At 69.2% G+C, this 23,331-nt stretch carries 16 protein-coding genes; 3 read left to right on the top strand and 13 right to left on the bottom strand.

Translation table 11 applies throughout. The features are described 5' to 3' along the window. Nucleotides 1-237: 237 nt before the first annotated feature. The 9 genes from QSK05_RS35085 to eccD all read right to left on the bottom strand — a co-directional run bounded on the left by QSK05_RS35085 (nucleotide 238) and on the right by eccD (nucleotide 11,845). Nucleotides 238-588, bottom strand: coding sequence for a hypothetical protein (locus tag QSK05_RS35085; protein WP_285601727.1), 351 nt, complete (start codon nucleotides 586-588; stop codon nucleotides 238-240). After that, complete coding sequence (locus QSK05_RS35080) at nucleotides 585-1,028, bottom strand: YbaB/EbfC family nucleoid-associated protein (RefSeq protein WP_285601726.1); 444 nt, start codon at nucleotides 1,026-1,028, stop codon at nucleotides 585-587. Before QSK05_RS35080 ends, QSK05_RS35085 begins: the two co-directional genes overlap by 4 nt. A gap of 58 nt (nucleotides 1,029-1,086) precedes the next feature. Then, nucleotides 1,087-4,191, bottom strand: coding sequence for a hypothetical protein (locus QSK05_RS35075; protein ID WP_285601725.1), 3,105 nt, complete (start codon nucleotides 4,189-4,191; stop codon nucleotides 1,087-1,089). A 79-nt stretch (nucleotides 4,192-4,270) separates the two neighbouring features. Then, nucleotides 4,271-7,681 carry a hypothetical protein gene (locus QSK05_RS35070; protein ID WP_285601724.1) on the bottom strand — a complete coding sequence of 1,137 codons (3,411 nt, stop codon included), beginning with the start codon at nucleotides 7,679-7,681 and terminating at the stop codon, nucleotides 4,271-4,273. 120 nt (nucleotides 7,682-7,801) lie between these two features. After that, on the bottom strand, nucleotides 7,802-8,206 hold the full coding sequence (locus tag QSK05_RS35065; protein ID WP_285601723.1) for a hypothetical protein: 405 nt from the start codon (nucleotides 8,204-8,206) through the stop codon (nucleotides 7,802-7,804). A gap of 76 nt (nucleotides 8,207-8,282) precedes the next feature. Beyond that, complete coding sequence (locus QSK05_RS35060; protein WP_285601722.1) at nucleotides 8,283-8,573, bottom strand: WXG100 family type VII secretion target; 291 nt, start codon at nucleotides 8,571-8,573, stop codon at nucleotides 8,283-8,285. Nucleotides 8,574-8,625: 52 nt separating this feature from the next. Further along, the gene (locus QSK05_RS35055; protein WP_285601721.1) at nucleotides 8,626-8,946 is read right to left on the bottom strand and encodes a WXG100 family type VII secretion target; all 321 of its coding nucleotides are present in this window, start codon (nucleotides 8,944-8,946) and stop codon (nucleotides 8,626-8,628) included. A gap of 129 nt (nucleotides 8,947-9,075) precedes the next feature. After that, a complete protein-coding gene (eccB, locus tag QSK05_RS35050) occupies nucleotides 9,076-10,446 on the bottom strand; it encodes a type VII secretion protein EccB (protein WP_285601720.1) in 1,371 nt (456 codons plus the stop codon). A 1-nt stretch (nucleotide 10,447) separates the two neighbouring features. Further along, a complete protein-coding gene (eccD, locus tag QSK05_RS35045; RefSeq protein WP_285601719.1) occupies nucleotides 10,448-11,845 on the bottom strand; it encodes a type VII secretion integral membrane protein EccD in 1,398 nt (465 codons plus the stop codon). A gap of 101 nt (nucleotides 11,846-11,946) precedes the next feature. On the opposite strand from eccD, the gene eccCa reads away from it, so the two are divergent. From eccCa to QSK05_RS35030, 3 genes are all read left to right on the top strand, one after another. Beyond that, nucleotides 11,947-15,945, top strand: coding sequence for a type VII secretion protein EccCa (gene eccCa / locus QSK05_RS35040; protein WP_285601718.1), 3,999 nt, complete (start codon nucleotides 11,947-11,949; stop codon nucleotides 15,943-15,945). A 189-nt stretch (nucleotides 15,946-16,134) separates the two neighbouring features. After that, the gene (locus tag QSK05_RS35035; RefSeq protein ID WP_285601717.1) at nucleotides 16,135-16,722 is read left to right on the top strand and encodes a sigma-70 family RNA polymerase sigma factor; all 588 of its coding nucleotides are present in this window, start codon (nucleotides 16,135-16,137) and stop codon (nucleotides 16,720-16,722) included. After that, nucleotides 16,723-17,772, top strand: a complete 1,050-nt coding sequence (locus QSK05_RS35030; RefSeq protein ID WP_285601716.1) for a hypothetical protein — start codon at nucleotides 16,723-16,725, stop codon at nucleotides 17,770-17,772. It abuts the gene before it with no gap. A gap of 115 nt (nucleotides 17,773-17,887) precedes the next feature. Here QSK05_RS35030 and QSK05_RS35025 read toward each other — a convergent pair whose 3' ends face one another. From QSK05_RS35025 to QSK05_RS35010, 4 genes are all read right to left on the bottom strand, one after another. After that, nucleotides 17,888-18,838, bottom strand: coding sequence for an RICIN domain-containing protein (locus tag QSK05_RS35025; RefSeq protein WP_285601715.1), 951 nt, complete (start codon nucleotides 18,836-18,838; stop codon nucleotides 17,888-17,890). 57 nt (nucleotides 18,839-18,895) lie between these two features. Then, nucleotides 18,896-21,619, bottom strand: a complete 2,724-nt coding sequence (locus tag QSK05_RS35020; RefSeq protein ID WP_285601714.1) for a right-handed parallel beta-helix repeat-containing protein — start codon at nucleotides 21,617-21,619, stop codon at nucleotides 18,896-18,898. Next, entirely contained in the window at nucleotides 21,616-22,065 is a 450-nt protein-coding gene (locus QSK05_RS35015; protein WP_285601713.1) for a YbaB/EbfC family nucleoid-associated protein, read from the bottom strand. The genes QSK05_RS35020 and QSK05_RS35015 overlap by 4 nt, the downstream gene beginning before the upstream one ends. A 195-nt stretch (nucleotides 22,066-22,260) precedes the next feature. After that, nucleotides 22,261-23,214 carry a LysR family transcriptional regulator gene (locus QSK05_RS35010; protein WP_285601712.1) on the bottom strand — a complete coding sequence of 318 codons (954 nt, stop codon included), beginning with the start codon at nucleotides 23,212-23,214 and terminating at the stop codon, nucleotides 22,261-22,263. Between the last annotated feature and the right edge of the window lie 117 nt (nucleotides 23,215-23,331).

Raw genomic sequence — 23,331 nt, 5'->3', positions numbered from 1 at the left:
AAGTCCGCACCAAATGAGCATTCCGACGCACCGCCCCGCCCGCGGCCTTCATCTTGAACTCATTGGCCGCCGGATACTTCACACCGGTAATGGCCTCAAGAAGAAGCTTGGTGTCCGTGCTGTAGATAGACACCGGCTACTCCTCCCGCTCAGACGCTGCTGCAGTTCAATGCGGCAACGCTGCCGGACGAGCAATGACCGGCCGCTGTGTGTGGCACACAACGGCCGGCCCGGGTGTCAGTGCTTGCCGCCGCCGGTGGAGCCCTCGCTCCAGCCGCTGGCCGCCGAGTAGGCGTCCGCGCCGGCAATGTCGCGCGCGGTCTTGGCGTTGCTCACGCCGAACTGCTGGTCGTTCAGCACGTTGCCACACATGCCGAGGACCGCGGTGGAGTTCTCCCGCACCATCTTCCACATGGCGTCGATGCCCTGCGAAAGCTCGTCGATGGCCTCACCGTCGATGATCTCGCCGATCTGGCCGAAGTCGCGCACCAGGCTGTTCTCGGTCTGCGCATGCACGTCGCGCAGACTGTCGAGACCGACGATCTTCTCCCCGAGGTCCTTGGAGTTGTGGACGATCTGTTCGCTCATGTGATCTCCCTGCGTCTCGGAATACTGTCGGGCGCGGTCTCGGGCATGAACTGCCCGGCGGCCTCGAGCAGACTGTCCATCAGCTCGTCCATGGAAGAGGCCGGTTTCAGCAGGTCAAGCGGCATTGCGGTGGTCGGCGAAATCTCGGCGATGCTGGCCATCGCCGCGGAAACCGCCTGCTCACGAGCTTGTTCAATGGTTTCGACCAGCAGTTTACCCAGCTCGGCCGGGGCCAGGGAACGATAGGCGGTGGCCCGGAAAGTGATGTCCTGCACGTTGCCCCGGCCGCCGACGGTCACCGTGAACATCTTGTTCTTCGGCGTGACCTTGAAGACGGCCGCGTCACCGCGGGTGCGGATGTCCTCGGCCAGCCGCCGCACCTCGTCCAGCTCACCTTGGGCGCGCTCGAAATCGCCCGTGATGTTGTCATCGGGTTTCACTGAATCCTCCGATCCTGCCTGGTCATGAAGCTGGTCATCGTGGTTGTCACCGAGCGGCTCATCGGCCGGCCTCGGGTCGGCGCACCCGGCCGGGAGTGTTCAGGAAGTCGGTGTCGGCCTCCGCGTCCCGTACCGCCGGCGCCTCCAGCGGCTGGCGGACATCGACATCGGTGCGTCCGACCACCGCCGGCCCGACCTCCGGATCAGCTCCCCAGAAGTCATCGAGGTCGGCGACATTCAAGTCCTTGTTACGGTTACGTTTCCTGTCTCCGCCGCCGCCCGGCATGGCGGACATCGGCATGTGGGGTGACATCATGCCTGGTCCGCCCATCCCTGGCGACCCCATCGAGCCGGCCGAGGCCGCTCCGACCGCTGCTCCCGCCCCGGCACCGGCGCTGCCCGCCAAGGCCGAGGGCATGTTGAGGGTTCCGATGTGCTCGACCCCCGACAGTTGCCCGCCCGGGGGGAAAGCCTTGATCGAAAATCCCGTCCCACTGCCCAGATCGGTAGCCAGCGAACGGGAAACGTTGCCCAGGGGTGCTCCGGTGCCCGAGGGCAGACCGACGCCCCCGCCGCCGGAGACACCGAGACCGTCGACAGCCGTGGGGAACTGACTGGAGGGCAGGTCCAGGCCGAAACCGCCCGGCGACAGCGCAAGCTTCGTCGAGCTGCCCGTGCTCCCGGTACCGCCCGTACCGCCCTGACCGCCCAGGCCCAGTTCGGCCTGCTGGGCCGGGGTGAGACCGAGGTCGTCCAGCAGCCCGGCCCGCTGCAGGTCTTCGAGCTGACCGGGGGTCAGATCGGCCAGCACGTCGAAGCCCGAGGTGTCGGCGCCGAGCAGACCGTCCTGCTGCAGCTCCATGATCTGATCGGGGGTGAGGGTGACGTCGTCCAGGAGCCCGGCATCCTGCAGCTGACTGATCTGGCCGACACTGAGATCACCGAGGTCCTGCGGAATGTCGAACTGCTCGTTCAGCATCGTCCCGAGGTCGAGCTGCCGGGCCGCGAACAGCATGCCACCGTCGTCGACGGCCTGACCGTCCGCTCCCGGCAGGTTGTCGAGCAGACCGGCGTCCTGCAGCTCGATCAGTTGATCGTCGGTGAGGTCACCGAGCGTCGATGCATCGCCACCGCCGAGCCCGGCGTCCGCCAGGGCGTCCCGCATGTCGTCGGTGAGCGAGATGCCGTCCAGAGCCCCGTCGTCGCGCCGCCGGATCAGTTCGGACGCGCTCAGGTCGCCCAGCCCGTCGGTTCCCAGGGTCCAGTTGTCCGTGATGAGTTGCTGGTCCTGGGAACTCAGGGTCAGTGAGTCCAACAGGCCGGCATCCTGCAGCACACCGAGCTGATCCATGCTCAGTTCGGCGAGGGTCACCGCGCCGTCAGCCGGCAGGCCGCCCGCCCGCAGCGCATCCAGCATCTCGTCGGTGAGCACGAACTGTTCCAGCAGACCGGCGTCATGCACCCTCTGCAGTTCGTCCCGTTGCATCTGCCCCAGGCTCATACCGGTACCGCTGAAGCCGAAGGTGCCGCCGCCACCGCTCTGCGAATCGTCGGCACCCGGAACCCGGGTACTGGCGGCCATCAGCAGACCCGCGCCGGAGATCATCCCGCCGCCCGTCCCCGAGTCCGCGCCGGAGCCCGAACCGCCGGTGCCGTCACCGAAACCGTCACCGAAGCCGCCGGTCGTGGCGAACGTCGACCCGGAACCGGAACCCTCGCTGCCGTCACCGAAACCGTTGCCGAAGCCACCTCCGCCCCCACCCGCGTCCGTCTGCGCGAACTGAGTGGTGGCACCGTTCCCGGCACCCATGGAACCGGCGTCGAGGCTCTGGGGCGAGAACTCGCCCGGGCCGTTGCCGCCGCCGGAGAAGAAGGTGTTCGTGGTGAGCCCGTCCCCACCGGTGACCCCACCGGAGGTGCCGCCCGACTCGGGCACGTCCTTGAAGAGCGTGTCGGAGTTCCCCAGATCCGCGTTGCCCCCGGTGACGCCGTTCCCTTCCGTGACGAAGTTGTTCTCCGAGCCGTTCACCGGAATGTTCGGGTTGCTGTTCGCGTTTGGGCCCGGATCCGTCACCACGATCGTGGGATCGGTGGGGATCGGCCGTCCCTCCAGGGCCGCGGTCGCGTTCTGGAAGTCGATCACCAGCTGGTCCGATGCGGTCAGGGTGTCCGGGAACAGCGCCGACACCTCGGCCGCCCACTTGGCCCGGATCGCCGCGTCCAGGGCTTCCCAGCCGCCCGCGCCGAAGACGTCGTACGGGCCGGCGGCCGCGCCCAGCTCCGGAATCGTGATCAGGATGGTGTGCGTGGGAACCGTTTTGGCATCGCTGGAGCCCGCTCCCACGATGCCGGCCGAGGTCACGTTGTGACCGGCATTGAGGTCCTGACCGGCGACCGAGGCCAGGGTCGACTCCACCCGGGCGCTGTTCAGCAGTTTGATCACGAAATTGATCGGGTTGAGCAGGGCCCCCTCGTACCGGGCCCCCAGGTTCGCCAGTTCCCGCAAGGTCTGGTCGCGGAAGATGCGGGCCCCGTGATAAGCGTTGTCGAAGGCCTTGTCCCACTGCTGGGCGCGTTCGCGGGCCCCCTGCACCTTGCCCATCGCCGTGTTGACCCGCTGCACGAAGGTCTCACTGGCCGAACCGCGGAACGACTCGGCGTTCTGGTCGAGGTTCTCCAGCATCGCGACCATCTGGTCGTACTTCTCACCGTAGAAGTTCGCGGTCGCGGCGAACCAGAGTCGGGTGTTCTGGATACTCGTCGGGTCGAGCACCTTGCCGTCACCCATGAACCCGGGAACCTCGCGGAAGAACGCCTGCCAGGCGTCCCGGGCCAGCACCAGGTTGCCGCTGCCGGCCGCCCCGGAGTCGTAGGTGTTGATGCTCGGCGTACCGGCGAGCTGGATCTCCACGTACTCGTTACGTGTCTCGTCCAGCCGCCGCCAGAAGGTGAGCTTGCCCTCGGTGCGGTCGGGGGTCCAGCCGGCCGTGGGCTTCTCCCCCTGGGCGACCCGGACCAGCCAGGGGGCCGAGGAGGGTTTCCCCACCTCGGTCGGGGTGACCGTCCGGTCGACCCCGCCCTGACCACCGGGCGCACCCAGAGCGTACCCGAGCACGGTGTTCACCACGTCCTCGATCGTGCTGCCCGGATCGTACGGTGCCATCGCTCCTCATCGCCCCTGATCTGTGTGGCCGCTCGGCCCGCGTCCCGAAACTGCTACTGAACAATCTTTCACGCGCTTCTCAGGCCCGTCCGGGGCGACGCTGGTGGTCCGGACGCTGCGTCGGGCGCGGCGAGGACGGGAAGCCCGGCATCGTCGGTTCCTCGGTCGATTCGGTGTCGTCGTCGTCCGACCGGCCGATCACGGCGGGGGCGCCGTCCGGGTCGGTGCCCCAGACGTCCTCGTCCTCGGTCAGCCAGGTCTTGCGTTCGCGTTCCTTGCCGCCCTGGTTGTTGGCCCCCTGGGGCATCATCGGCGGCATCATCCCGGAGCCGGTACCGCTCTTGGCCGCCGCCGCGTCGGCCGCCAGCGCGTCCTCCATCGACGTGCCCAGGGAGCCGATATTGCTCACGCCCTCGAGGTCGCCGTTCGGGGCGAGCCCGCCCGTGGCCAGTCCGACACCCCCGGGCATCGTCGAGGACATCGGCTGCGACACGTTCTTCAGCGGCGTACCGCCGCCGCTGCCGAGGTCACCGAGACCACCACCGCCCACGCCACCACCGACGTCCAGACCGTCGACCGCGGTGGGGAACTGGCTGGAGGGCGTGCTTGAGCCGAACGAGTCCGGGCTCAGACCAGCGCCCAGACCGGCACCCAGACCCGCGCCGAGTCCGTCCGTACCCAGACCGCCCAGACCACCCACTCCACCGGTGCTCAGACCGTCCGTGCCCAGACCGTCCAGACCACCTGTGCCCAGACCGTCGGTGTCCAGACCGCCCAGACCACCCAGCCCGGACGTGCCGCCGGTGCTCAGATCCTCCGTGCCCAGACCGCCCAGACCCGACGTGCCCAGACCGCTGTCGTCCAGACCCAGTTCGGCCTGCTGGGTCGGGCTCAGGTCGAGGTCGTCCAGCAGACCGGCCCGCTGAAGGTCCTGCAGCTGACCGGTACTCAGGTCACCGAGACTGTCGATGCCGGAGGTGTCCGAGCCGAGCAGACCGTCGGCCTGGAGCTCGGCCAGCTGTTCCGGGGTGACCGGGATGTCGTCCAGCAGGCCGGCGTTCTGCAACTGGTTGAGCTGTCCGGACGACAGATCGCCCAGGTCCTGCGGCTGATCGGCCAGTGACGAGCCCAGGTCCAGGCCGTCGGCGCTGCCGAGAAGTCCCGCGTCCTGGAGGATCTGCTGGTCTTCCGGGGTCAGGGCCAGGTCGTCGAGCAGCCCGGCGTCCTGGAGTGCGTCCAGCTGCTGGAGGTCGAGATCGCCGAGGCTGCCGGCTCCGTCGGCGGGCATACCGGCCGCGTCCAGTGCGTCCATCATGGCGCCGGTGAGCGGAACGTCGTCGAGGGCGCCGGACTCCTGCAGCGCGTCCAGCTGGCTGGCCGACAGGTCACCCAGGTCGTCCGGTGTGAGCAGGCCCGCGTCCGAGAGTGCCTGCTGGTCCTCGGGGCTCAGCTCGATGCCGTCCAGGAGTCCGGCGTCGGCCAGCGTGTCGAGCTGGTCGTCACTCAGGTCGCCGAGGTTCAGGGCGCCGCCCGCGCCCATACCGGCCTCGTCCAGCGCGTCACGCATCTCGTCGGTCAGCGGAACGTCGTCCAGGGCGCCCGCGTCGCGCAGCGCGGCCAGCTGTTTGCCGCCGAGCTGACCAAGGGTCGTCGGGACCGCGGCCCCCAGACCACCCAGACCACCGAAACCACCGGTGGAGCCCTCGCTGTCCGGAATCCCGTCCCCGTCCAGATCCAGGCCCCCACCCGCACCCGCACCCAACTGCTCAGAATCCGGAATCCCGTCGCCATCCAGATCCAGGCCCCCACCCGCACCCGCACCCAACTGCTCAGAATCCGGAATCCCGTCGCCATCCAGATCCAGGCCCCCACCCGCACCCGCACCCAACTGCTCAGAATCCGGAATCCCGTCCCCGTCCAGATCCAGGCCCCCACCCGCACCCGAGCTGAACGCGGTTTCCGGGATGTTCAGGTTCTCGTTCCCGCCACCGCCGCCCAGGCCGTCACCGCCGCCGCCCAGACCGTCGAGATTGAGGTTCCCCCCGCCGCCACCACCGAGGCCGTCGAGGTTGAGGTTGCCCCCGCCACCACCACCGAGGCCGTCCAGGTTCAGGTTGCCATTACCGCCGCCACCACCGAGGCCGTCGAAGTTGAGGTTGCCCCCGCCACCACCACCGAGGCCATCGAAGTTGAGGTTGGGGAAGTTGATGTTGAGATCGCCGCCACCGCCACCGCCCCCACCGCCGGTGTTGTAGTTCGGGAAGTAGTTCGCGTAATTCGGCCAGAAGTTGTTGTTCCCGCCGGTATCGACGTTCGGCTTCTTCATCTTCGGGTTGGGCCGCATGTCCGGCGGGATCAGCGCGGCCGTCGCGTTGGTGAAGTCGACCACCATCTGCGCGGCCTGCTTGATGGTCTCCGGGAAGGCATCCGCAACCGTCTTGGCCCACATCTGGCGGATCTGGGCGTCGATCAGCTTCCAGTTGTTCTCGACGAAGACGTCGTACGGGCCGGGGATCGGCAGACCGGGAAGCGTGATCTGGATGGTGTACCAGTTGGCGACCTGGTCGGTGATCAGACCGCCGCCCTTGTCACCGGCGGAACCGTCCGAGGTCAGGTTGTGGTCGTCGTTGAGCGATGTCAGCGCGGCGTTCGGGTCGGGGCTGTCGTACATCAGGCTGCCGTCCGGCCCGTAGGTGTAGCTCGGCTGGGTCGAGTTGTAGGTGCTCTCGACCTTCGCCCCGTTGAGCGCCTTGATCACGAAGTTGTGCGGGTTGAGGATCTGGCCGTCGTACTGCCGGGACAGGTTGTAGAGCTCGGTGACGAGGTGGTCACGGAAGAGCCGGGCACCGTGATAAGCGTTGTCGAAGGCCTTGTCCCAGGCATCCAGCTTCGACTTGACGTTCTCCACCTTGCGCATCGCGGTCTGGACCCGCTGTTCGTACGCCTCGCTGGCCGAGCCCCGGAAGGTTTTTTCGTCCTTGTTGAGGTTGGCCAGCATCGCCTCCATGTCCTTGTGACGTGCCTCGTAGTAGGTCGCGGCGGCGGTGAGCAGGGCCCGGGCCTCGGCGATGCTGTTCGGGTTCAGGCGCGAGTCGGTACCGGTTCCGACGTAGTTCGGCACGTCCCGCACGAAAGAGACCCAGGCGTCGCGGATCTTGGCCAGGTCACCGGTGAAGGTACCGTCGTCCTCCTTGCGGATGGTGGTGCCCTTGTCCGCGGTGCCGGAGATCTTGATGTCGATCCACTCGACGTGGGTACCCGGGTGTTTCCGCCAGAAGACGAGCTTGCCCTCCCCGGCGCCCGGCTTCCACCCCGCGGTGAGCTTGTCGTGCTTTCCGTCGGAGTAGATCCACGGCTTGGCGTTGCCGGCCCCGATCGCTGCGGGCGTGACTTCCTGGGAGATCGCACCGTCCTTACCGGTGCCGAGCCCGAACCCCAGGACGTTGTTCACAACGTCCCAGATCGTGGTGCCGACCTCGTACCCTGCCATCGCCCTCATCGCTCCTGACGTGTCCGGCCGTCAGCCGGCCGCACCGATCCGGCCTTGCCGGTCGGTCCGGCCGGCTGCCGTTCCTGCCGTTTCCCTACTCCCTCACCGCGTCAGCGCGGATCAGGCCGTCTCACCGTTACCGGTGGTCGTCGTGCCGAGCCCACTGGTGGTCTCGCCGACGTAGTCACCGAACTCGGAAGCCGTGATGTTGTTCAGCGACTGGATCTCTTCCTGGTCGTCCAGCAGGTCCTGGAGGCCGCTGTAGAGATGCTGCGACTGCTCCTTGAACTGCGTCATCCGGGTGGAGAAGTTGCTCCTGACACCTTCGGCCGCGGTGTACAGGTCCTTGCCGGGGGTGAATCCGTCCTTACCCGTTCCCATCCGCAGCGCGGTGGTCAGGTTGGCCGTGAGGTTGCCACCCCAGTTGAAGGTGTGAAGCCGGTTGTAGGCCTCGGTATCGAAGTTCGTGAAGTCCGTGATCCGGGCCTTCAGGTACGCCTCGTTGATCGTGATCTTGTCAGCCATCGCACCTGCCTGTCTTCTCGTGCGGGGCCATCGGCGACCGGGTTCCGGTCACCGATGGCACCACCGGACTCCGGGTTCAGAGGAACTGGTTGGCGCCCACGCGGTCACCGTGCAGGATCGCGGCGTGGATCTCGTCCAGGGCCTTGATGCCCTTGCCCATGGCCATGTTCATCTTGATCTGGCCCTGGTTCCACTGCGCCTGCGCGAGGGAGTAGTTGGCGGGGGCCTCACCGTGGTTGGCCTGCTTGAACGCTTCGGCGGCCCGCTCGAGGGCGTCCAGCGACTGCTCGAGCTTCTTGGTCACCGCGATCAGGTCGGCACTGGTGTCCAGACCACCTGCGGGGTTGTAGCTGTATCCGTCCGACATGGTTTCTCCCAGGATCCGTCGTGATGTTCGGTGGTGGTTCCGTACAGCTGGATCAGCCGTTGGCCCAGCCGCTGGCGTAGCTCTGGTTGTTGGTCTCGGTCGTGACCGACACCGTGCGGTAGACGCCCATCGACTCGTTGATCATGGCGAGCGCCTGCTCGATCTGCCGGAAACCGGTCATCCACTCGGACATGCTGTTCTGGTAACGCGTCGCGGCGTCACCCTGGTAGGCCTGCGCCAGCATCGCCGACGCCTGCTCGACGCCGCCCTTGATGGTCTTACAGTCGCCCTCCGCGGTGTCGAACGCGGCCAGCATGTTCTTGGTCGTGACCGGCTCGAACGTCCTCTGACCGGTCTGGGTAACTTCCGCCATTGCGAATTCCTCTCCTGGTCGGGTCATACGCACCGTCGCACCGTCTTTCGGCAGCGCCGGCTCCTCTCCGGAAAGGCACTGCGCTTACGCAGGTTCCGGTGGTCTGTGAGTCCGTCCCCGACATCCGCATCAGCGCATGCCGGAGGTGGTGAGAAGGGTTCCGGGGCGCAGCAAGTCGATGAACGCCGGCGGTACCGGGACCGCCCGCTTGGCGTCGTACCCCAGGGCCTTGATCACGTCGGTACTGGCCAGGGGGTAGACGGTGCCGGAATCGTTGACGAGCAGATAGCTCGGGTTCGAGCCGTCCTTGGCCAGCGAAAGTCCTACCAGACGGCCGGATCCCGGAACCACCCGGACAGCCTGGGTGGGGTCGGTGACACTCTCCTGCCCCTTCCCGGAACCGGTGTGGGCTCCGGTCGGCAGCGCGGCACGCACCAGGTCGGCCCGGTCCGCGCGCAGCTTGCCGGGGTACTCCACGCAGGGGGCGGAGCCCGCGGCGGGGGCGTCGATGGCCGGCGGTTCCTGCGGCAGCCCGTTGCCCGAGGCCGCCGGCCCCTTCGGCACCGAGGCCAGCGCGGCCGCGCTGATCGTGCGGGTGGGCCGCCCCGAATCGGCACTGTCGAGCAGGTACTGGGTGCGGGTCAGCGCCGACAGGCCGTTCTTCTGGAGCAGGTAGTAGGTGCTCTCCGGCGTGGTGCCGGTGGAGAAGAAGTCACCGATCTTCGTCGGCTCGCCGTCGATCGTCGGCCCGGCGTCCCCGGCCCCGGGCACGGCCTGGGGGGCCAGGGCCGGACCGGCCGGGAACAGGTCGAGCCAGGCGGTGGGAACGGTCAGCGGGGTCACGTTGCCCCAGCCGAACACGTCGGCGACCCAGGGTTCGGCCAGTTCCAGAGCCTGCCCCTGCCAGAGCAGCGTCAGGCTCCGGCCCGGGGCGGTGACGAGAAGCCCTTCGGAGTCGGCGAACCGGTCGGCCGACGGCTGCCCACCGATGTCCGAGACCAGGGCGACCGTGGGCGCCTGCACGTACTGGGTCTCCGGCGTGGTCGCGCAGACCCTCCAGACCCCGGTGTTCAGGGTGGAGACAGCGGGCAGGTTGTCCGGGGCACCGCTCACCCCGATCGGCTCGCCGCGCGGAACGTCTTCCAGGGTGCTGCTCTTCACCGAGGCGGTCTTCACCGAACCGCCCACGGCGAGCCGGGCCGAGGCCAGGTTCTCGACCGGGCGCAGCAGCCCGTCCACCATCAGGTAACGGCTGCCGTCGCTCTTGTCGATGATCAGCGTGTTGGCCGCCTGCCAGGCCGTGGACCCCCGGCCGGAGAGCAGTGCGTACAGAGCCACCGCGCCGCAGGCCAGCAGGCCCACCATGATGCTCGCCGCGATACCGCGCAGGTCGCGGCCGGTGGGGTTGTCCAGGCCGTCCGGCTCGGCACTGACCAGTGCACCGGTCAGCCGGTGGTGCATGTATGACTGGGCCTCGACCTGGTCCCGGCGCGACTGCATGTCAGCCCACCATCGAACGGATCAGGGCGTAGTAGCCCAGGACGCCGATGGCCAGCGGCACCAGCGCGGCCAGCGCGATCACGTGCACGACATCGCCGATCCGGCCCCAGATCGGGGTGAGGCGGCGCAGCGGCAGGGTGTGGCCGAGCGTGGCCAGGGTGGCGCCGGTAGCGGCCAGGGCGGCCGCGAGCGCCAGGCGCCACATGGTGCTGGCGTCCATCGCGGTGCAGATCGCGAGTGCGGCCAGGCCGGTCAGGGAGGGCAGGGCGAGGGCCAGGCGGTGCCAGGCGCTGGTCATGACCCGCAGGGCCAGCAGCGGCGGCACGACGGCGACGGCGGCGGTGGCGGGGCCCAGCCAGCCCGGTTCGGCGGCGAGCAGGACCAGGGCGACGGCGGAGGCCAGGCCGATGCCGACGTAGATCGCGGTCATCGACTGGTCGGCCGTGGTGGCGCCGTCGAGGACCTCGGCGCCGGGTTCGGGGTCGATGTCTTTCTGCAGGTCCTCGGGGGTGACCGGGAGTTCGGGCAGCCGTAGCTTGCACAGCCGGAATCCGATGTTGGGCACGTAGGGCCGGAAGGCCGCTCCCAGAAGCAGTGCCAGGGTGCCGATCTGGGCGTCACTGAGGTCGGTGGTGATCAGTAGCACGCCGGTGGCCAGGCACAGTCCGGCGAGCAGCAGTACCAGGGTGATCCACGGGCCCGGGCGACGCGGTGCGATGATCATGATGGCGGCCAGGCCGGTCAGCACGAGCAGCGTGGTGACGGCGAACATCGTGACGGCCGGGGCGATGTCGGCATCGAGCTCGAAGGCCCGGGCCAGGCCGATCGCGCCGTCGATCCCGAAGAGCACTCCCCCGCCGGCCAGGACGACGGCGACGGTGCGGTCCTGGGCGCGGCGCTCGGCCGGCCAGCTGCCGCTGAGCAGGGCGATGGCCGCGACCAGGCCGAAGGCGGCGCGGGCGATCGAGTCGTCCTCGAACCACAGGGTGGCGACGCCGGTGATCAGGGTGGCGACCGCGACGGCCAGGGCGCCGGCCCGGGTCCAGGCCACGCGCCACAGGCCCGAGCGGTTGGCCAGGCCGTCGGCGATGCCGTCGATCAGGTCGTCGAAGTCGAGCGGGGGGATCTGCTCCGAGCGGGGCCGCAGGTGCAGGTGCTGCCCGTCGACGAGGTGGAGCTCGTCGACGGTGAGGTCCTCGTCCAGCGGGGTCTCACCGAGTCGCTGCAGTACCCAGCCGCTGTGTTCGAGACCGCGGTCGGCAAGGTCCGGGCCGAGCGCGTGCAGCAGGGCGGGAAGGAGGTCCGCGAGCGGCACGTGCACGGGCACCGACAGATCGACCTGACTGGTCGGTCCGGTGATGACGAGCCTGCACAGCTCGCCGGTGCTGGTGTCGGGCATACCCGTTGCACGTGGCCGGGGGGCGGGCGGTTCACGAGAATCTTTTGGATTCGGGTGAACGTCAGGTGAGCGCTGTGCCCGGGTCCATCCGTGTGAGGGGTGTGACGACCGTACCCTTCCGCCGGCCCGCCCGCCGTAACGGGCCGGAAATGCCGCACGGGGAGATCACTCTTCAGGAGCCGCCCGAACTGCCGGAGGTCAAGCCGGCCGGGATGCGGATGCTGGTGACCGTGCTGCCGATGATGCTCATGTCCGGCGGCATGGTGCTCATGTACACCAACAACGGCAGTGGTGGCGGCATGAGCTACCTGATGATGGGCATGATGGGCGCCGGCATGATCGGTATGGCGGCGGGCCAGATGGTCTCCGCCGGTGGCGACCGCAAGCACCAGGTCGGTGGCGACCGCCGCGACTACCTGCGTTATCTCTCCCAGAGCCGCCGTCAGGTGCGCACGTTCGCGGAGAAGCAGCGCTCGGCCCTGGCCTGGCGTCATCCCGATCCGGAGTCGCTGTGGTCGCTGGCGATGACGAGCCGTCTCTGGGAGCGCCGACCGGCGCACCCGGACTTCGGCGAGCTGCGGGTGGGGTACGGCTCGCAGCGGCTCGCGGTGCGGATCACGCCGTTGCAGACCAAGCCGGTGGAAGACCTGGAGCCGATCGCGGCGAAGGCCCTGCGCCGGTTCATCAAGGCCTACACGATGATCCCGGACCAGCCGGTGGCCCTGTACATCCGGGGTTTCGCCCACATCCGGGTGGGCAGTGACAAGGGATCGAAGGACGACGCGCGGCGGCTGATCCGGGCGCTGCTGGCCCAGCTGGTCACCTTCCACGCTCCCGACGAGGTGCTGCTGGCGGTGTGCACCTCGGAGCAGACGGTGGACGAGTGGACGTGGCTGAAGTGGCTGCCGCACGCCCAGCACGTCAGTTCGGTGGACGCGGCGGGGCCGGTGCGGTTGTTCGGCGACTCGCTGGAGGACGTCGAGCGCATGCTCGGCCAGCCGTTCGGCGAACGCGCCAAGTTCGAGTCGGGTGCGACGCCTTCGCGGGACGAACCGTTCGTCGTGGTGATCAACGACGGCGGGCGGATCCCGCCCGGGGCCCGCTTCCTGGCCACCGGGTACCGCAACGCGGTGATGATCGACCTGGACGGTCACGCCGAGATGGCCGGCCGGGGCGTGCTGACGCTCGACGTGACGGCGACGGACGTCGACATGGTGAAGAAGGACCGGGTGGGCCGTGAGGTGCGCACCCGTCTGTGCTCCCCCGACGGCCTGTCGCTGCGCCGGGCTCATGCGCTGGCGCGGCTGCTGGCTCCGCACTCGACCCGGGTGGGGGCGGCCGAACAGCAGCAGCAGGACGGCCTGAGCGCCGACCTGGACCTGCCGCTGCTGCTGGGCATCAACGACCTGGAGGCCTTCGACCCCCGGCCGGTCTGGTCGTCACGCAAGCCCAAGGACCGGCTGCGGGTGCCGATCGGGGTGGCGGCCGACGGTTCGCCGATCGAGCTGGACATCAAGGAGTCGGCCGAGGACGGCATGGGCCCGCACGGCATGCTGATCGGTGCGACCGGTTCCGGCAAGAGCGAACTGCTGCGCACACTGGTGATGGCGCTGGCGGCGACGCACTCGTCGGAGACCCTGAACTTCGTCCTCGTCGACTTCAAGGGTGGCGCCACCTTCGCCGGTCTGGACGATCTGCCGCACGTGTCCGCGACCATCACCAACCTGGCCGACGAGGCCGCGCTGGTCGACCGGATGCACGACGCGCTCAGCGGCGAGCTGGTGCGCCGGCAGGAACTGCTGCGGTCGGCGGGCAATTTCAGCTCGGTCCGGGACTACGAGCGGGCCCGGCAGAAGGGTGCCTCACTCGACCCACTACCCACCCTCTTCCTCGTCGTCGACGAGTTCAGCGAGCTGATCGCGACCCACGGCGACTTCATCGAGCTGTTCGTGATGATCGGCCGGCTCGGCCGGTCGCTGGCGGTGCACCTGCTGCTGGCCTCGCAGCGCCTCGACGACGGCCGTATCCACCAGCTGGAGGGTCACCTCTCGTACCGGATCGGCCTGCGCACGTTCTCGGCGATGGAGTCGCGCTCGGTCATCGGTGTGCCGGACGCCTACGAGCTGCCGTCCGCTCCGGGCAACGGCTACCTGCGTTCGGACGTCGCCACGATCACCCGGTTCAAGGCCGCCTACGTCTCCGGCCCGCACCGCCTGCGCTCGGCGAAGATCCGGCAGGAGGTGATCGCCAGCCAGGTGCTGCCGTACGGGGTGACCTACCTGCCGGTGGCGAAGCCGGCCGAGCCGGAGGTCGTGGAGCGCAGCACGTCGGAGGACGACGAGGAGGGCGTGGCCGCGCCGCTGCAGTCGTCGGTGATGTCGGTGCTCGCTGCCCGGTTGTTCGACCAGGGCCCGCCCGCGCACCAGGTGTGGCTGCCGCCGCTGGACCAGCCGCCCACGCTGGACCAGGTGCTGCCGCCGTTGCTGCCCGACCCCGAACGGGGTCTGCGGCCGGTGGACACCGATCCGAGCCAGACCCTGAAGGTGCCGGTCGGCCTGATCGACAAGCCGTTCGAGCAGATCCGTGACCTGCTGGTGGTGGACCTGTCCGGGGTCGGCGGGCACGCCGGCATCGCCGGTGGCCCGCAGAGCGGCAAGAGCACCCTGCTGCGCACCATGATCACCGGTCTGGCACTCACCCATTCCCCGCGCGAGGTGCAGTTCTACTGCCTGGACTTCGGCGGTGGTTCGCTGTCGGCGATCGCCGACCTGCCGCACGTGGGTGGGGTGACCGGCCGGCACGACCCGGACCGCATCAACCGGACCATCGCCGAGGTCTCCTCGCTCCTCACCGAGCGGGAGCGCAAGTTCGCCGAGCACGACGTGGCCGGGATGGCGGCCTACCGCGAGCTGCTGGCGACCGGTCAGGTCGAGGACCAGTTCGGTGACCTGTTCCTGGTGGTCGACGGCTGGTTCACGTTGCGCCAGGAGTTCGAGGCGGCCGAGACCCAGGTACGCGAGATCGCTGGCCGGGGCCTGAGTTACGGCATCCACATCCTGCTCACCGCGGCCCGCTGGTCGGAGATCCACCACACGATGCGCGACAAGATCGGCACCCGCCTGGAACTGCGGCTGGGTGACGCGGTGGAGTCCGGCATCGACCTGCGGGCCGCTGCGCAGGTGCCCAAGAAGCCCGGCCGCGGCCTGACCGACAGCAAACTGCACTTCATCGGGGCGCTGCCCCGGATCGACGGTGTGGGCACGGCCGACGACCTGGCCCAGGGCACCCGGCATCTGGTGTCGTCCGCCGTGGACAGCTGGACCGGGCCGACGGTGCGCCCGGTACGGACCCTGCCGATGCAGCTGCCGGTCGACCAGCTCCCGCCGGTCGAGGGTGACATGCGGATCGCGATCGGACTGGACGAGACCCACCTCAAGCCGGTGTGGCACGACTTCCGGGCCCAGCCGCACCTGACCGTGCTGGGCGACACCGAGAGCGGCAAGACCAACATGCTGAGGGTGATTCTGCGGGGCATCCTGTCCCGCTACTCCCCCAAGGAGGCGCGGATCATGGCGGTGGACTACCGCCGTGAGCTCTTCGACCTGATCCCCGAGGAGTACCGGCTGGGCTACTCGGTCTCCCTGGACAGCACCCGGGCCACCGCCCAGGACGCCGTCGCCGGTCTGAAGCCCCGCCTGCCCGGACCCGAGGTCACCCCGGACCAGCTGCGCCGCCGCGACTGGTGGAAGGGCCCCCTGCTGTTCCTGCTGATCGACGACTACGACCTGATCGCCGGCATGGACAACCCGCTGACCGACCTGGTGCCGCTGCTGCCGCAGGCCGGGGACATCGGGCTGCACATGGTGCTCACCCGGTCCGCGGCCGGCGTGATGCGGATGTCCATGGACCCGGTGCTGCGCCGGATGCAGGAGCTGAACACCCCCGACCTGGCGTTGTCCTGCCCGCCGAACGAAGGTCCACTGCTCGGCAACGTGAAGGCCCGGCACCTGCCCCCCGGGCGGGCCCAGCTGCTCACCCGGCGCGGCGGGCGGCTGATCCAGACGGCGATGGCACCGATTCCCGAGACGGCCGAGGTGTAGCCGGGAGTAGTCGTTCCGTCACCCACAGACCTGTGGGGCGGTGCCCGGAAAGCTGTGGGAGCCGGGCCATAAAGCTGTGAGGCGGCCAGAGGCAATAGGGTTTTCCCCCGTCCTGGACGGGGGAACATCCCCCCGGGAGGAGGGCACACCCCATACCGAGCACAGCTCTGGTTTTGCGAATGTCTGAGCATGTCGCAGACAGCGGAACTGACCCGGCCCGCGTCCACCGTCCCGCAGGCCGTCCCGGCCACCCCCCGGAGCGAGCAGGAACAGCGCTTCATCGATATCGTCCGCACCCACCGTCCGGCCCTGCTGGCCTTCACCACCCGGCTGGTCGGCGGCGACATCGGCCGGGCGGAGGACATTGTTCAGGAAACGTTCGTCCGGGCCTGGCGACGCATCGATATGCTCACTCCGGAGCACGGTTCGGTGAACTCCTGGCTACGCCGGGTGGCCTCGAACGTCGCGATCGACAGCCACCGGATGCGTCAGGTCCGCCCTTCCGAGGTAGAGCTGCAACACCACGACACTCCCATGCGGCAAGATGGGACAGACGGGACAGACCAGATCCTCGTCGGGATGGTGGTACGCGACATGCTCAGCTCCATCTGGCCGGAACACCGGGCAGTTCTCGAAGAGGTTTATCTGAAGGACCGCACCGCGGCCGAGGCCGCGGCCGTCCTCGGTATCCCGGTCGGAACGGTGAAGAGCCGGCTGTTCTACGCGCTGCGTACGCTGCGGGGGAACGCGCTGGAGAGCGGGCTCCGGGCCGGCTAGATGTCCGCACAGCAGGTCGCGATCGCGGCATCGATCATCCTGATCCTCCTGGGCGTGCTGCTGATCGGTCTGGGCACCCGCCCGGGTCCACAGCCGGCCGCCGCCCCCGTGGACGAGGCCGAACCCCCCGAGTCGACCGACGAGCTCCCCGAACTCGACGCCCTGGACGCGCTCGCCGACCCGGCAGACCCGCCCGAGGACGTCGAGGACCCGACTCCCCCGCTGGTCATGCTCGAGACCCGGCCGTTCGCACCCCTCGTGACGCCCGGTCACCAGAGCACTCCTCAGGAACGCCGGCTGTGCCGCGAGCGCACCGGTTCCGAGCTGGACGCCGATCTGGCCGAGGTGATCCGGCTGATCGAGAGCAAACCGCCGCAGCTGCGCGGGATGCTGATGAACGCGTCCTCCGCCGTGATCTCGCAGGAGCTCTCGGTACTGCGCGCCTACCTGCGCGGCGCCCTGACCGGCCTGGACACCCGGCTGCGCAACGGGCAGCACCACGAGGAGGACCAGCCCACGGTGGCCTGCCTGGTGTCCGGCCTGACCCGGCTGCCCGTGCACCCCGGGGCCTGCTTCCACCGGGCGCCCCGCGGTGACGTGTCGCTGGACGCGTTCTTCCCCGGGAGCGTGCTCATCGAGCCCGCTTTCGCCCGTGCCGAGCGAGAGGCCTTCCCGGCTGGTGGGATCGGCACCGGGCCCGTGGTCAATTACGTGATCTGGTCCGAATCGGGACGCCGCACACCGCTTCTCGTCGGCCATACCGACACTGTGCTGTTTCCCGCCGCGTCCCGGTTCCGGGTGCTGGCCCTCGACCACCAGCACGGTGACGCCACCGTGTACCTGGTCGAGGAGACGCCCCGGCCCTCGGCCCGCAGTCGCCGCGAGCACCAGGTGCTGGAACATCTACGCACCCGGGCCACCACGGCCGGTGTCGGGCCGATCGACGGCCCCGCCCCGTCACCGGTGTCCCATCCGGGCCTCGACGACTCGGGGCATCCCTACGCACTGCTCACCGAGACGGCCGACGCCGAGCCCGAGACGGTGGGATAAACGTGTGCGGCCGGCGGACCAGCCGGCCGCACCGCCCCTCCCCCACCGAATACGCCCCGAACCCGGATCCGAACAATGCCCGGAGATACCTCCAGGATTGCCCCGGGACCCCGAATCAGGAGGTGACGAAGTTCCAGATGTGGTCGTCGGTCGGCGAGCACGGGAACAAGGTCAGCACCTGCTCCAGCTTGTCGTTGCCACCCTCGTTCGAAATGTCAAGACATAGGCCGCTCTTGACGTTGACGAGATAAAAACCGTTACCCTGCGCCTGCTTCTTGAACATCTGGTTGTCCTGCGCACCGATCAGGCAGTCACTGATACCGATCTCGGTACCGGAAGCGTCCGCGCCCCGGCCCGGAACGTCGAGGCAGTAGTGAGACTTGACGTTGCGCAGGAGAAACGAGCCGTTCGCCTGCGCGATGGTCTCGTACTCCTGGTTGTCCGTGCTGCCCGGGTAGCAGACGAGCGACACCGGCTTGGTGCCCAGGGCCACCCCGTCGACGCCGGCCAGGTCGATGCACCGGTCGGCGACCATCTCGTTCTTGACCATGCCGACCCACTGCACCGTGGTGTTCGGCGATGCCTCAGCCTTCTTCGCAGCGGTCGAGGCCTTCTTCTTCGCGGCCGACGACTGCTTCTTGGCCGTGGCCGTGCCGGTCGGCGCCGCGGTCTCGGTCACCGTCCGGGTGCGCACCGGAACCGCATCCTGGGTGGCCGTCCTCCGCTTCCGCACCGTCGGCGTGGCGGTCGGGGTCGCGGTGGTGTCCGACGCGGTCGCCGAGCTGATCGGGGCTGCTGTCGACTGCACGTTCGATGCGGCCAGCGAGGCGTTCTGCGGCTCTTGGCCACCGGAGCCGGCGACCGTGCTGACGGCCGCCACACCACCGATCACGACGCCCGCCACCACCGCGAGCGACCCGGCGATCACGGCCACGCCCTGCAGACCCCGGGTGGGCACGGCGGCCATCGCACGCCGGCCCATCACCGGGCTCTTCCCGGGGCCGAGGAGTTCCGGGCGGCTGCCGTCGTCGTCCTCCGCCGGCCTGGTCGTCGGTTCGCTGTTCACGGTCTACTCCTAGGGAGAGCGGATGCTGTCACGAGGCGAACAACGACCGAAAGTACCTCAGATCGAATGCGGAGGGATGTCCGCAGGATCGATGCGCTGCAGCAGCTCGTTCGAGGATTCCGACAGGTCCGTGTCAGCCAGTCGCGCCGCCTGACGCTCCGTCATCGTCTGGAACAGCTGACGAGCCACCCGGCCGTTACCGAAACCGACGTTCCGCCCCATCGCGTCGAAGTACTCCACCAGCGACGCACGGGTCTTCTCGGTGATGTCGTACTCGTGGTGCGCGGCCTGCATCTCGACAATCCGGGTGAGTTCCTCCGAGGTGTAGTCAACGAACTCCAGGGTGCGCGAGAACCGGGACTTCAGGCCGGGGTTCGAGCTGAGGAAGTGGTGCATCTCGCCCGAGTACCCGGCCACGATCACGACGATCTCGTCGCGGTAGTCCTCCATCAGCTTCATCAGCGTGACGATGGCCTCCTGACCGAAGTCGTTCGACTGCCCGGGCGGCGAGAGCGAGTACGCCTCGTCGAGGAACAGCACGCCGCCCAGGGCCTTACGGAACACCGCCTCGGTCTTGGGCGCCGTGTGACCGACGTACGAGCCGACCAGCGCGCCCCGGTCGGCCTCGACCAGGTGCCCCTTCTCCAGCACCCCGAGCCGGGCCAGCAGACCTCCGTAGAGCCGCGCCACCGTGGTCTTGCCGGTGCCCGGGTTGCCGGCGAACACCAGGTGCCGGTTCAGCGGCGGCGCCGCCAGTCCGGCCTCCTGCCGCCGTCGCACCATCTGCATGAGCTTGACCAGCGCGTTCACATCGTTCTTGACCTGCTCCAGGCCGACCAGTTCGGTCAGCTTGTGGTGTAGTTCGTCCAGCGACTCCTGCGGCTCGGTCGTCGCCAACCCGTCCACACCCAGCTCGGCCTCGGAAGCACCCTCGGCCGTGGCCTTCTCGAGTCGCGCACCGGTGCGCGCGGTGACCGCGGCCGCCGGGATCGTCGACGTCTGGACGTTCGCGACGGTAATCTTCGCGAACTCCGGATTCGCGTCCTCGTCCTGACTCAGATCGGCCTCGGTGTCGTGGATCCGCCAGCCGGTCACCGTGGGGGTGGCCTTCCTGCCCACGTGCAGGGCCGGGAACCCGCTCGCCGAGACATCGCAGTCCTCGTAGGTTCCCGAGGCCCCGTCGCCGACGAAGATGCCGTTCTTGGTGGTGTCCCGCACCGTCAGCCGGGTCACCGTGGGACTGGCCCCGGTCCAGACCACCAGGCCCGAACCGCCCGCCCCCTCAATGTGACATTCCTCGAGCGTGCCCCGCGCGTCCTTCTCCAGCACGATCCCGGCCGTACCGGCCCGGCGCACGCGCACCTCACGGATCGTGGCACCGGCCCCCGGCCCGATCTGCACGGCCGAACGCTCGCTCTCACTGATGACGGTCTTCCCCACCGTCGCCCGCTCCCGCGACGCCAGCGAGACCCCTACCCCGCAGCGCTCGAGATCTGTCCCGGAGAGGTCGAGTTCGGCATCGCCCTCGGTCTGCACACCGCTCAGGCCGGCCGCGCGGACGGAACCTCCCCGCACCCGGGCGCCCGCGCGTCCCTTGATGTGCAGGCCGTGCTCCGGGGTTCCGGCGACCACCAGGCCGGTGACGTCGATCTGGGCCGAGTCACCCGCGCAGACGGCGCTGAAAGTGGCCTCCTCGACCCGGACATCGCTCAGACGGGCACCGGAGCTGCCGGAGAGGTAGAACCCGTTCGCCCCGCTACGGCGCACCGAGCCGTCGCTGAACGAGAGCTGAGCCTGGTCGCGGGAGACCACGCCGGTGCCGGTCATCTTCTCGAGCACGCAGTTCTCCAGCGTGAGCACGCTGGTGCCGGCCGCGACCACCCCGGAACGCCCGGTCCCGGCGATCCGGCAGTCGCTCAGGCGGGCCTGTCCCGCGCCCGCCAGAACACCGTCGCCGGTGGCCTTCTCGATCACGCAGTCGGTCAGGAGGACGCCGGTGGCATCGGCCGGCGCCGTACCGGCCGCGGATGCGGGCCCGCTGCCGAGGATGCGCAGACCCTCGGTGCCTGAGCGCTCGATCCGGCAGCCGCGCAGGATCACCGACGCGTCGTCCTCGACCAGCACACCGCTGCGGCCGGTGCGCGAGAACTCGCTACCCTCGGCCTGCACCCGGCCCTGGCCCCGCACCCGCAGACCGGAGCCCCGGGTGGATCGGATCTGCGTCTCCTGCAACGTCAACCGGGCGGAATCGCTGACGACGACGCCGGTTCCGTCGATGGCCGTGATCACACAGGTGTCCATCACGGCCTGGCTGGAGGCGGTCAGGTGCAGGCCGACCATGGGCGCGCTGCTGATGCGGCACATGGTCATCCGCACCGCGGCCTCGTTCTCCAGGTCGACCCGGCCGGCGATCACATCGCACTCCGACAGCTCCGCCACCCCGCCGGTCACCCGCAGCTGGGGGTTGCCGTCGGTGGCACCGGTGAGCACCAGCCCGTGAATGCGCACCGGCGCGGCCAGCATGACCCCCGCCGGGCTGACGATCCGGACCGTACCCGGCCCTTGTTCGGCCACGATCGCCACCGGGCGGGAGATCACCAGGTTCTCCAGGTAGACCCCCGGCGCCACGGCCACGGTCTGCCCGTCCTGGGCTGCGGCCAGCGCCTCGGTGATCGTGCCGATCGCCCGGCGGTCGCCGGGCACGACCCGCACCACCGATGAGGCGCCCGGGTCCGGAGCGGGGCGCGCGTTCTGCCGGGGCTCGCGGCCGCCGAGCCTCACAGCCGGTCCTGCTCGGTCTGCTGCTGGAAAGGATTGCGGAACAGCGCGTCCAGATCGGCCAGGGCGTCACCCAGCGGGTCGCCCGGCACCATCGTGCCGGCCGGTCCAGGACCGGCCACGAGCGGCCCGGCCACCTGCAGCGCGGCGGCCTGGGCGGCCTCGCGGGTCGTGACCAGGGCCTCCAGCAGCTTCGCGGCCAGGGCGGCACCGGTCAGGTCACGGTGCTCCTCACCGGCGAGGCTCAGGCCGGTGATCGCACCGTTGAGCGCGCTGGTGACGGTGATCAGGCCATCAGGTGAGGTGACCTCGACGGTCTCCGTCTCCATCCGGTGGGTGATCACGGCCAACTCGTCTCGCTGCCGGGCGAACTCGGCCACCGCTGCGGCCATCTCGTCAGCCTGCGGCTGGGCCGCGCCGTTCGGGTCGTCGCCGGCCGGTGAGGTCATGATATGCAGCTCTCCGTGATCATCTGGTAAGGGTCGGCCCTTATCTTCGTCCTTCCCGGCAACCGGCCGCACCTCCCGCAGCGGCGAAGTGTGGTCGATCACCCCAGCCAGAGTCCCGGCAGAGTCCCGGCGGAGTCCCGGCAGGACCCCGGCGGGCCGACCGCATGATCCGGAACTGCGCGACGCCTGGCCTGATCACGAACGAGGTGGGGGGCCCGTCAGGTCTGGGGCCGGGACGGGGCGGCCAGGGGTGTTCTTGCGCACCGCCCTGGCCACGGCCTGGATCTCGTGCAGCACCACGCCCACCGCCGGCACCCGGGCCATGTCGGGCCACAGCAGGGCGTAGGTACGACGCAAGGGCCAGTCGCGCAGCGGGCGATAGACCAGGTCGGGGCGGGTGTGGCCGAGCAGGCCGAGCTCGTTCATCATGCTGATGCCCATACCGCTCGCCACCAGGGCCTGGACGGTGAGCACGTCGTCGACGGTGGCCACGATGCGAGGGCTGAAACCGGCGTTGGTGCAGGCCGCCATGAAGCGGTCGCGGAAACTCTCCATCACCCAGTTCTGGTCGGCCAGCTCGGTCAGGTCGATGGCCTTGCGCTGGGCCAGGGCATGTCCGGCCGGCATCACCACACACCGCCGGTCGGTGATGAGTTCCCGCCGCAGCATGGTGCTCTCGCCCTCGGGCAGGTCTTCGTTGGCCCAGTTGCAGAGCAGGCCCAGCTCGACCTCGCCGGAGCGGATGAGTCTCCGGGCCTCCACCGGTTCGGCCTGGGTGACACTGATGCGGATGTTCGGGTGCGACACCCGCAGCCGGTCGATCACCGGCGGGAGCAGACGGATGAGCCCACTCTGGAAGGCCACCACCCGCACCAGGCCACCGCCCCGGGCCACGGCCGAGGACATGTCCTGCTCCACCGCGCGGATCACCGAGAACACATTGTCGGCGTGCTGCAGCAGCACCTCGCCGAGCTCGGTGAGCTGCAGACCCCGGCCCACCCGCACCACCACCGGCGCCCCGAGGGACTGCTGGAGGCGTCGCATCTGGTAACTCACTGCTGGCTGGGTGTAACCCAGCGAAGCCGCGGCGGCCGTGTACGAGCCAGTGCGGGCCACCTCGGCCAGCACCTTGAGCTGCTGTACGTCCACCGAACCAGTATGTCCGCCCCATGTTTCACCTGGGCGTTCGTGATCCATAAAGAGTCTTGATGGATCCACGAAAAAACTCCCGTTGGACGCTGGTGAGCGCCGTTCGCTCTAATTACC

It is taken from the genome of Kineosporia sp. NBRC 101731, from assembly GCF_030269305.1.
GTDB lineage: Bacteria > Actinomycetota > Actinomycetes > Actinomycetales > Kineosporiaceae > Kineosporia.
Note: the sequence above shows the minus strand (reverse complement) of the source record. Positions and strands in the feature narration are given on the sequence as shown.

Excerpts from the sequence above, each read along its gene's own strand:
- eccB (WP_285601720.1), bottom strand. The coding sequence starts at position 10,446 with ATGCAGTCGCGCCGGGACCAGGTCGAGGCCCAGTCATACATGCACCAC.
- QSK05_RS35065 (WP_285601723.1), bottom strand. The coding sequence starts at position 8,206 with ATGGCTGACAAGATCACGATCAACGAGGCGTACCTGAAGGCCCGGATC.
- QSK05_RS35060 (WP_285601722.1), bottom strand. The coding sequence starts at position 8,573 with ATGTCGGACGGATACAGCTACAACCCCGCAGGTGGTCTGGACACCAGT.
- QSK05_RS35070 (WP_285601724.1), bottom strand. The coding sequence starts at position 7,681 with ATGGCAGGGTACGAGGTCGGCACCACGATCTGGGACGTTGTGAACAAC.
- eccD (WP_285601719.1), bottom strand. The coding sequence starts at position 11,845 with ATGCCCGACACCAGCACCGGCGAGCTGTGCAGGCTCGTCATCACCGGA.
- QSK05_RS35035 (WP_285601717.1), top strand. The coding sequence starts at position 16,135 with ATGTCGCAGACAGCGGAACTGACCCGGCCCGCGTCCACCGTCCCGCAG.
- QSK05_RS35055 (WP_285601721.1), bottom strand. The coding sequence starts at position 8,946 with ATGGCGGAAGTTACCCAGACCGGTCAGAGGACGTTCGAGCCGGTCACG.
- QSK05_RS35075 (WP_285601725.1), bottom strand. The coding sequence starts at position 4,191 with ATGGCACCGTACGATCCGGGCAGCACGATCGAGGACGTGGTGAACACC.
- QSK05_RS35085 (WP_285601727.1), bottom strand. The coding sequence starts at position 588 with ATGAGCGAACAGATCGTCCACAACTCCAAGGACCTCGGGGAGAAGATC.
- QSK05_RS35015 (WP_285601713.1), bottom strand. The coding sequence starts at position 22,065 with ATGACCTCACCGGCCGGCGACGACCCGAACGGCGCGGCCCAGCCGCAG.
- QSK05_RS35030 (WP_285601716.1), top strand. The coding sequence starts at position 16,723 with ATGTCCGCACAGCAGGTCGCGATCGCGGCATCGATCATCCTGATCCTC.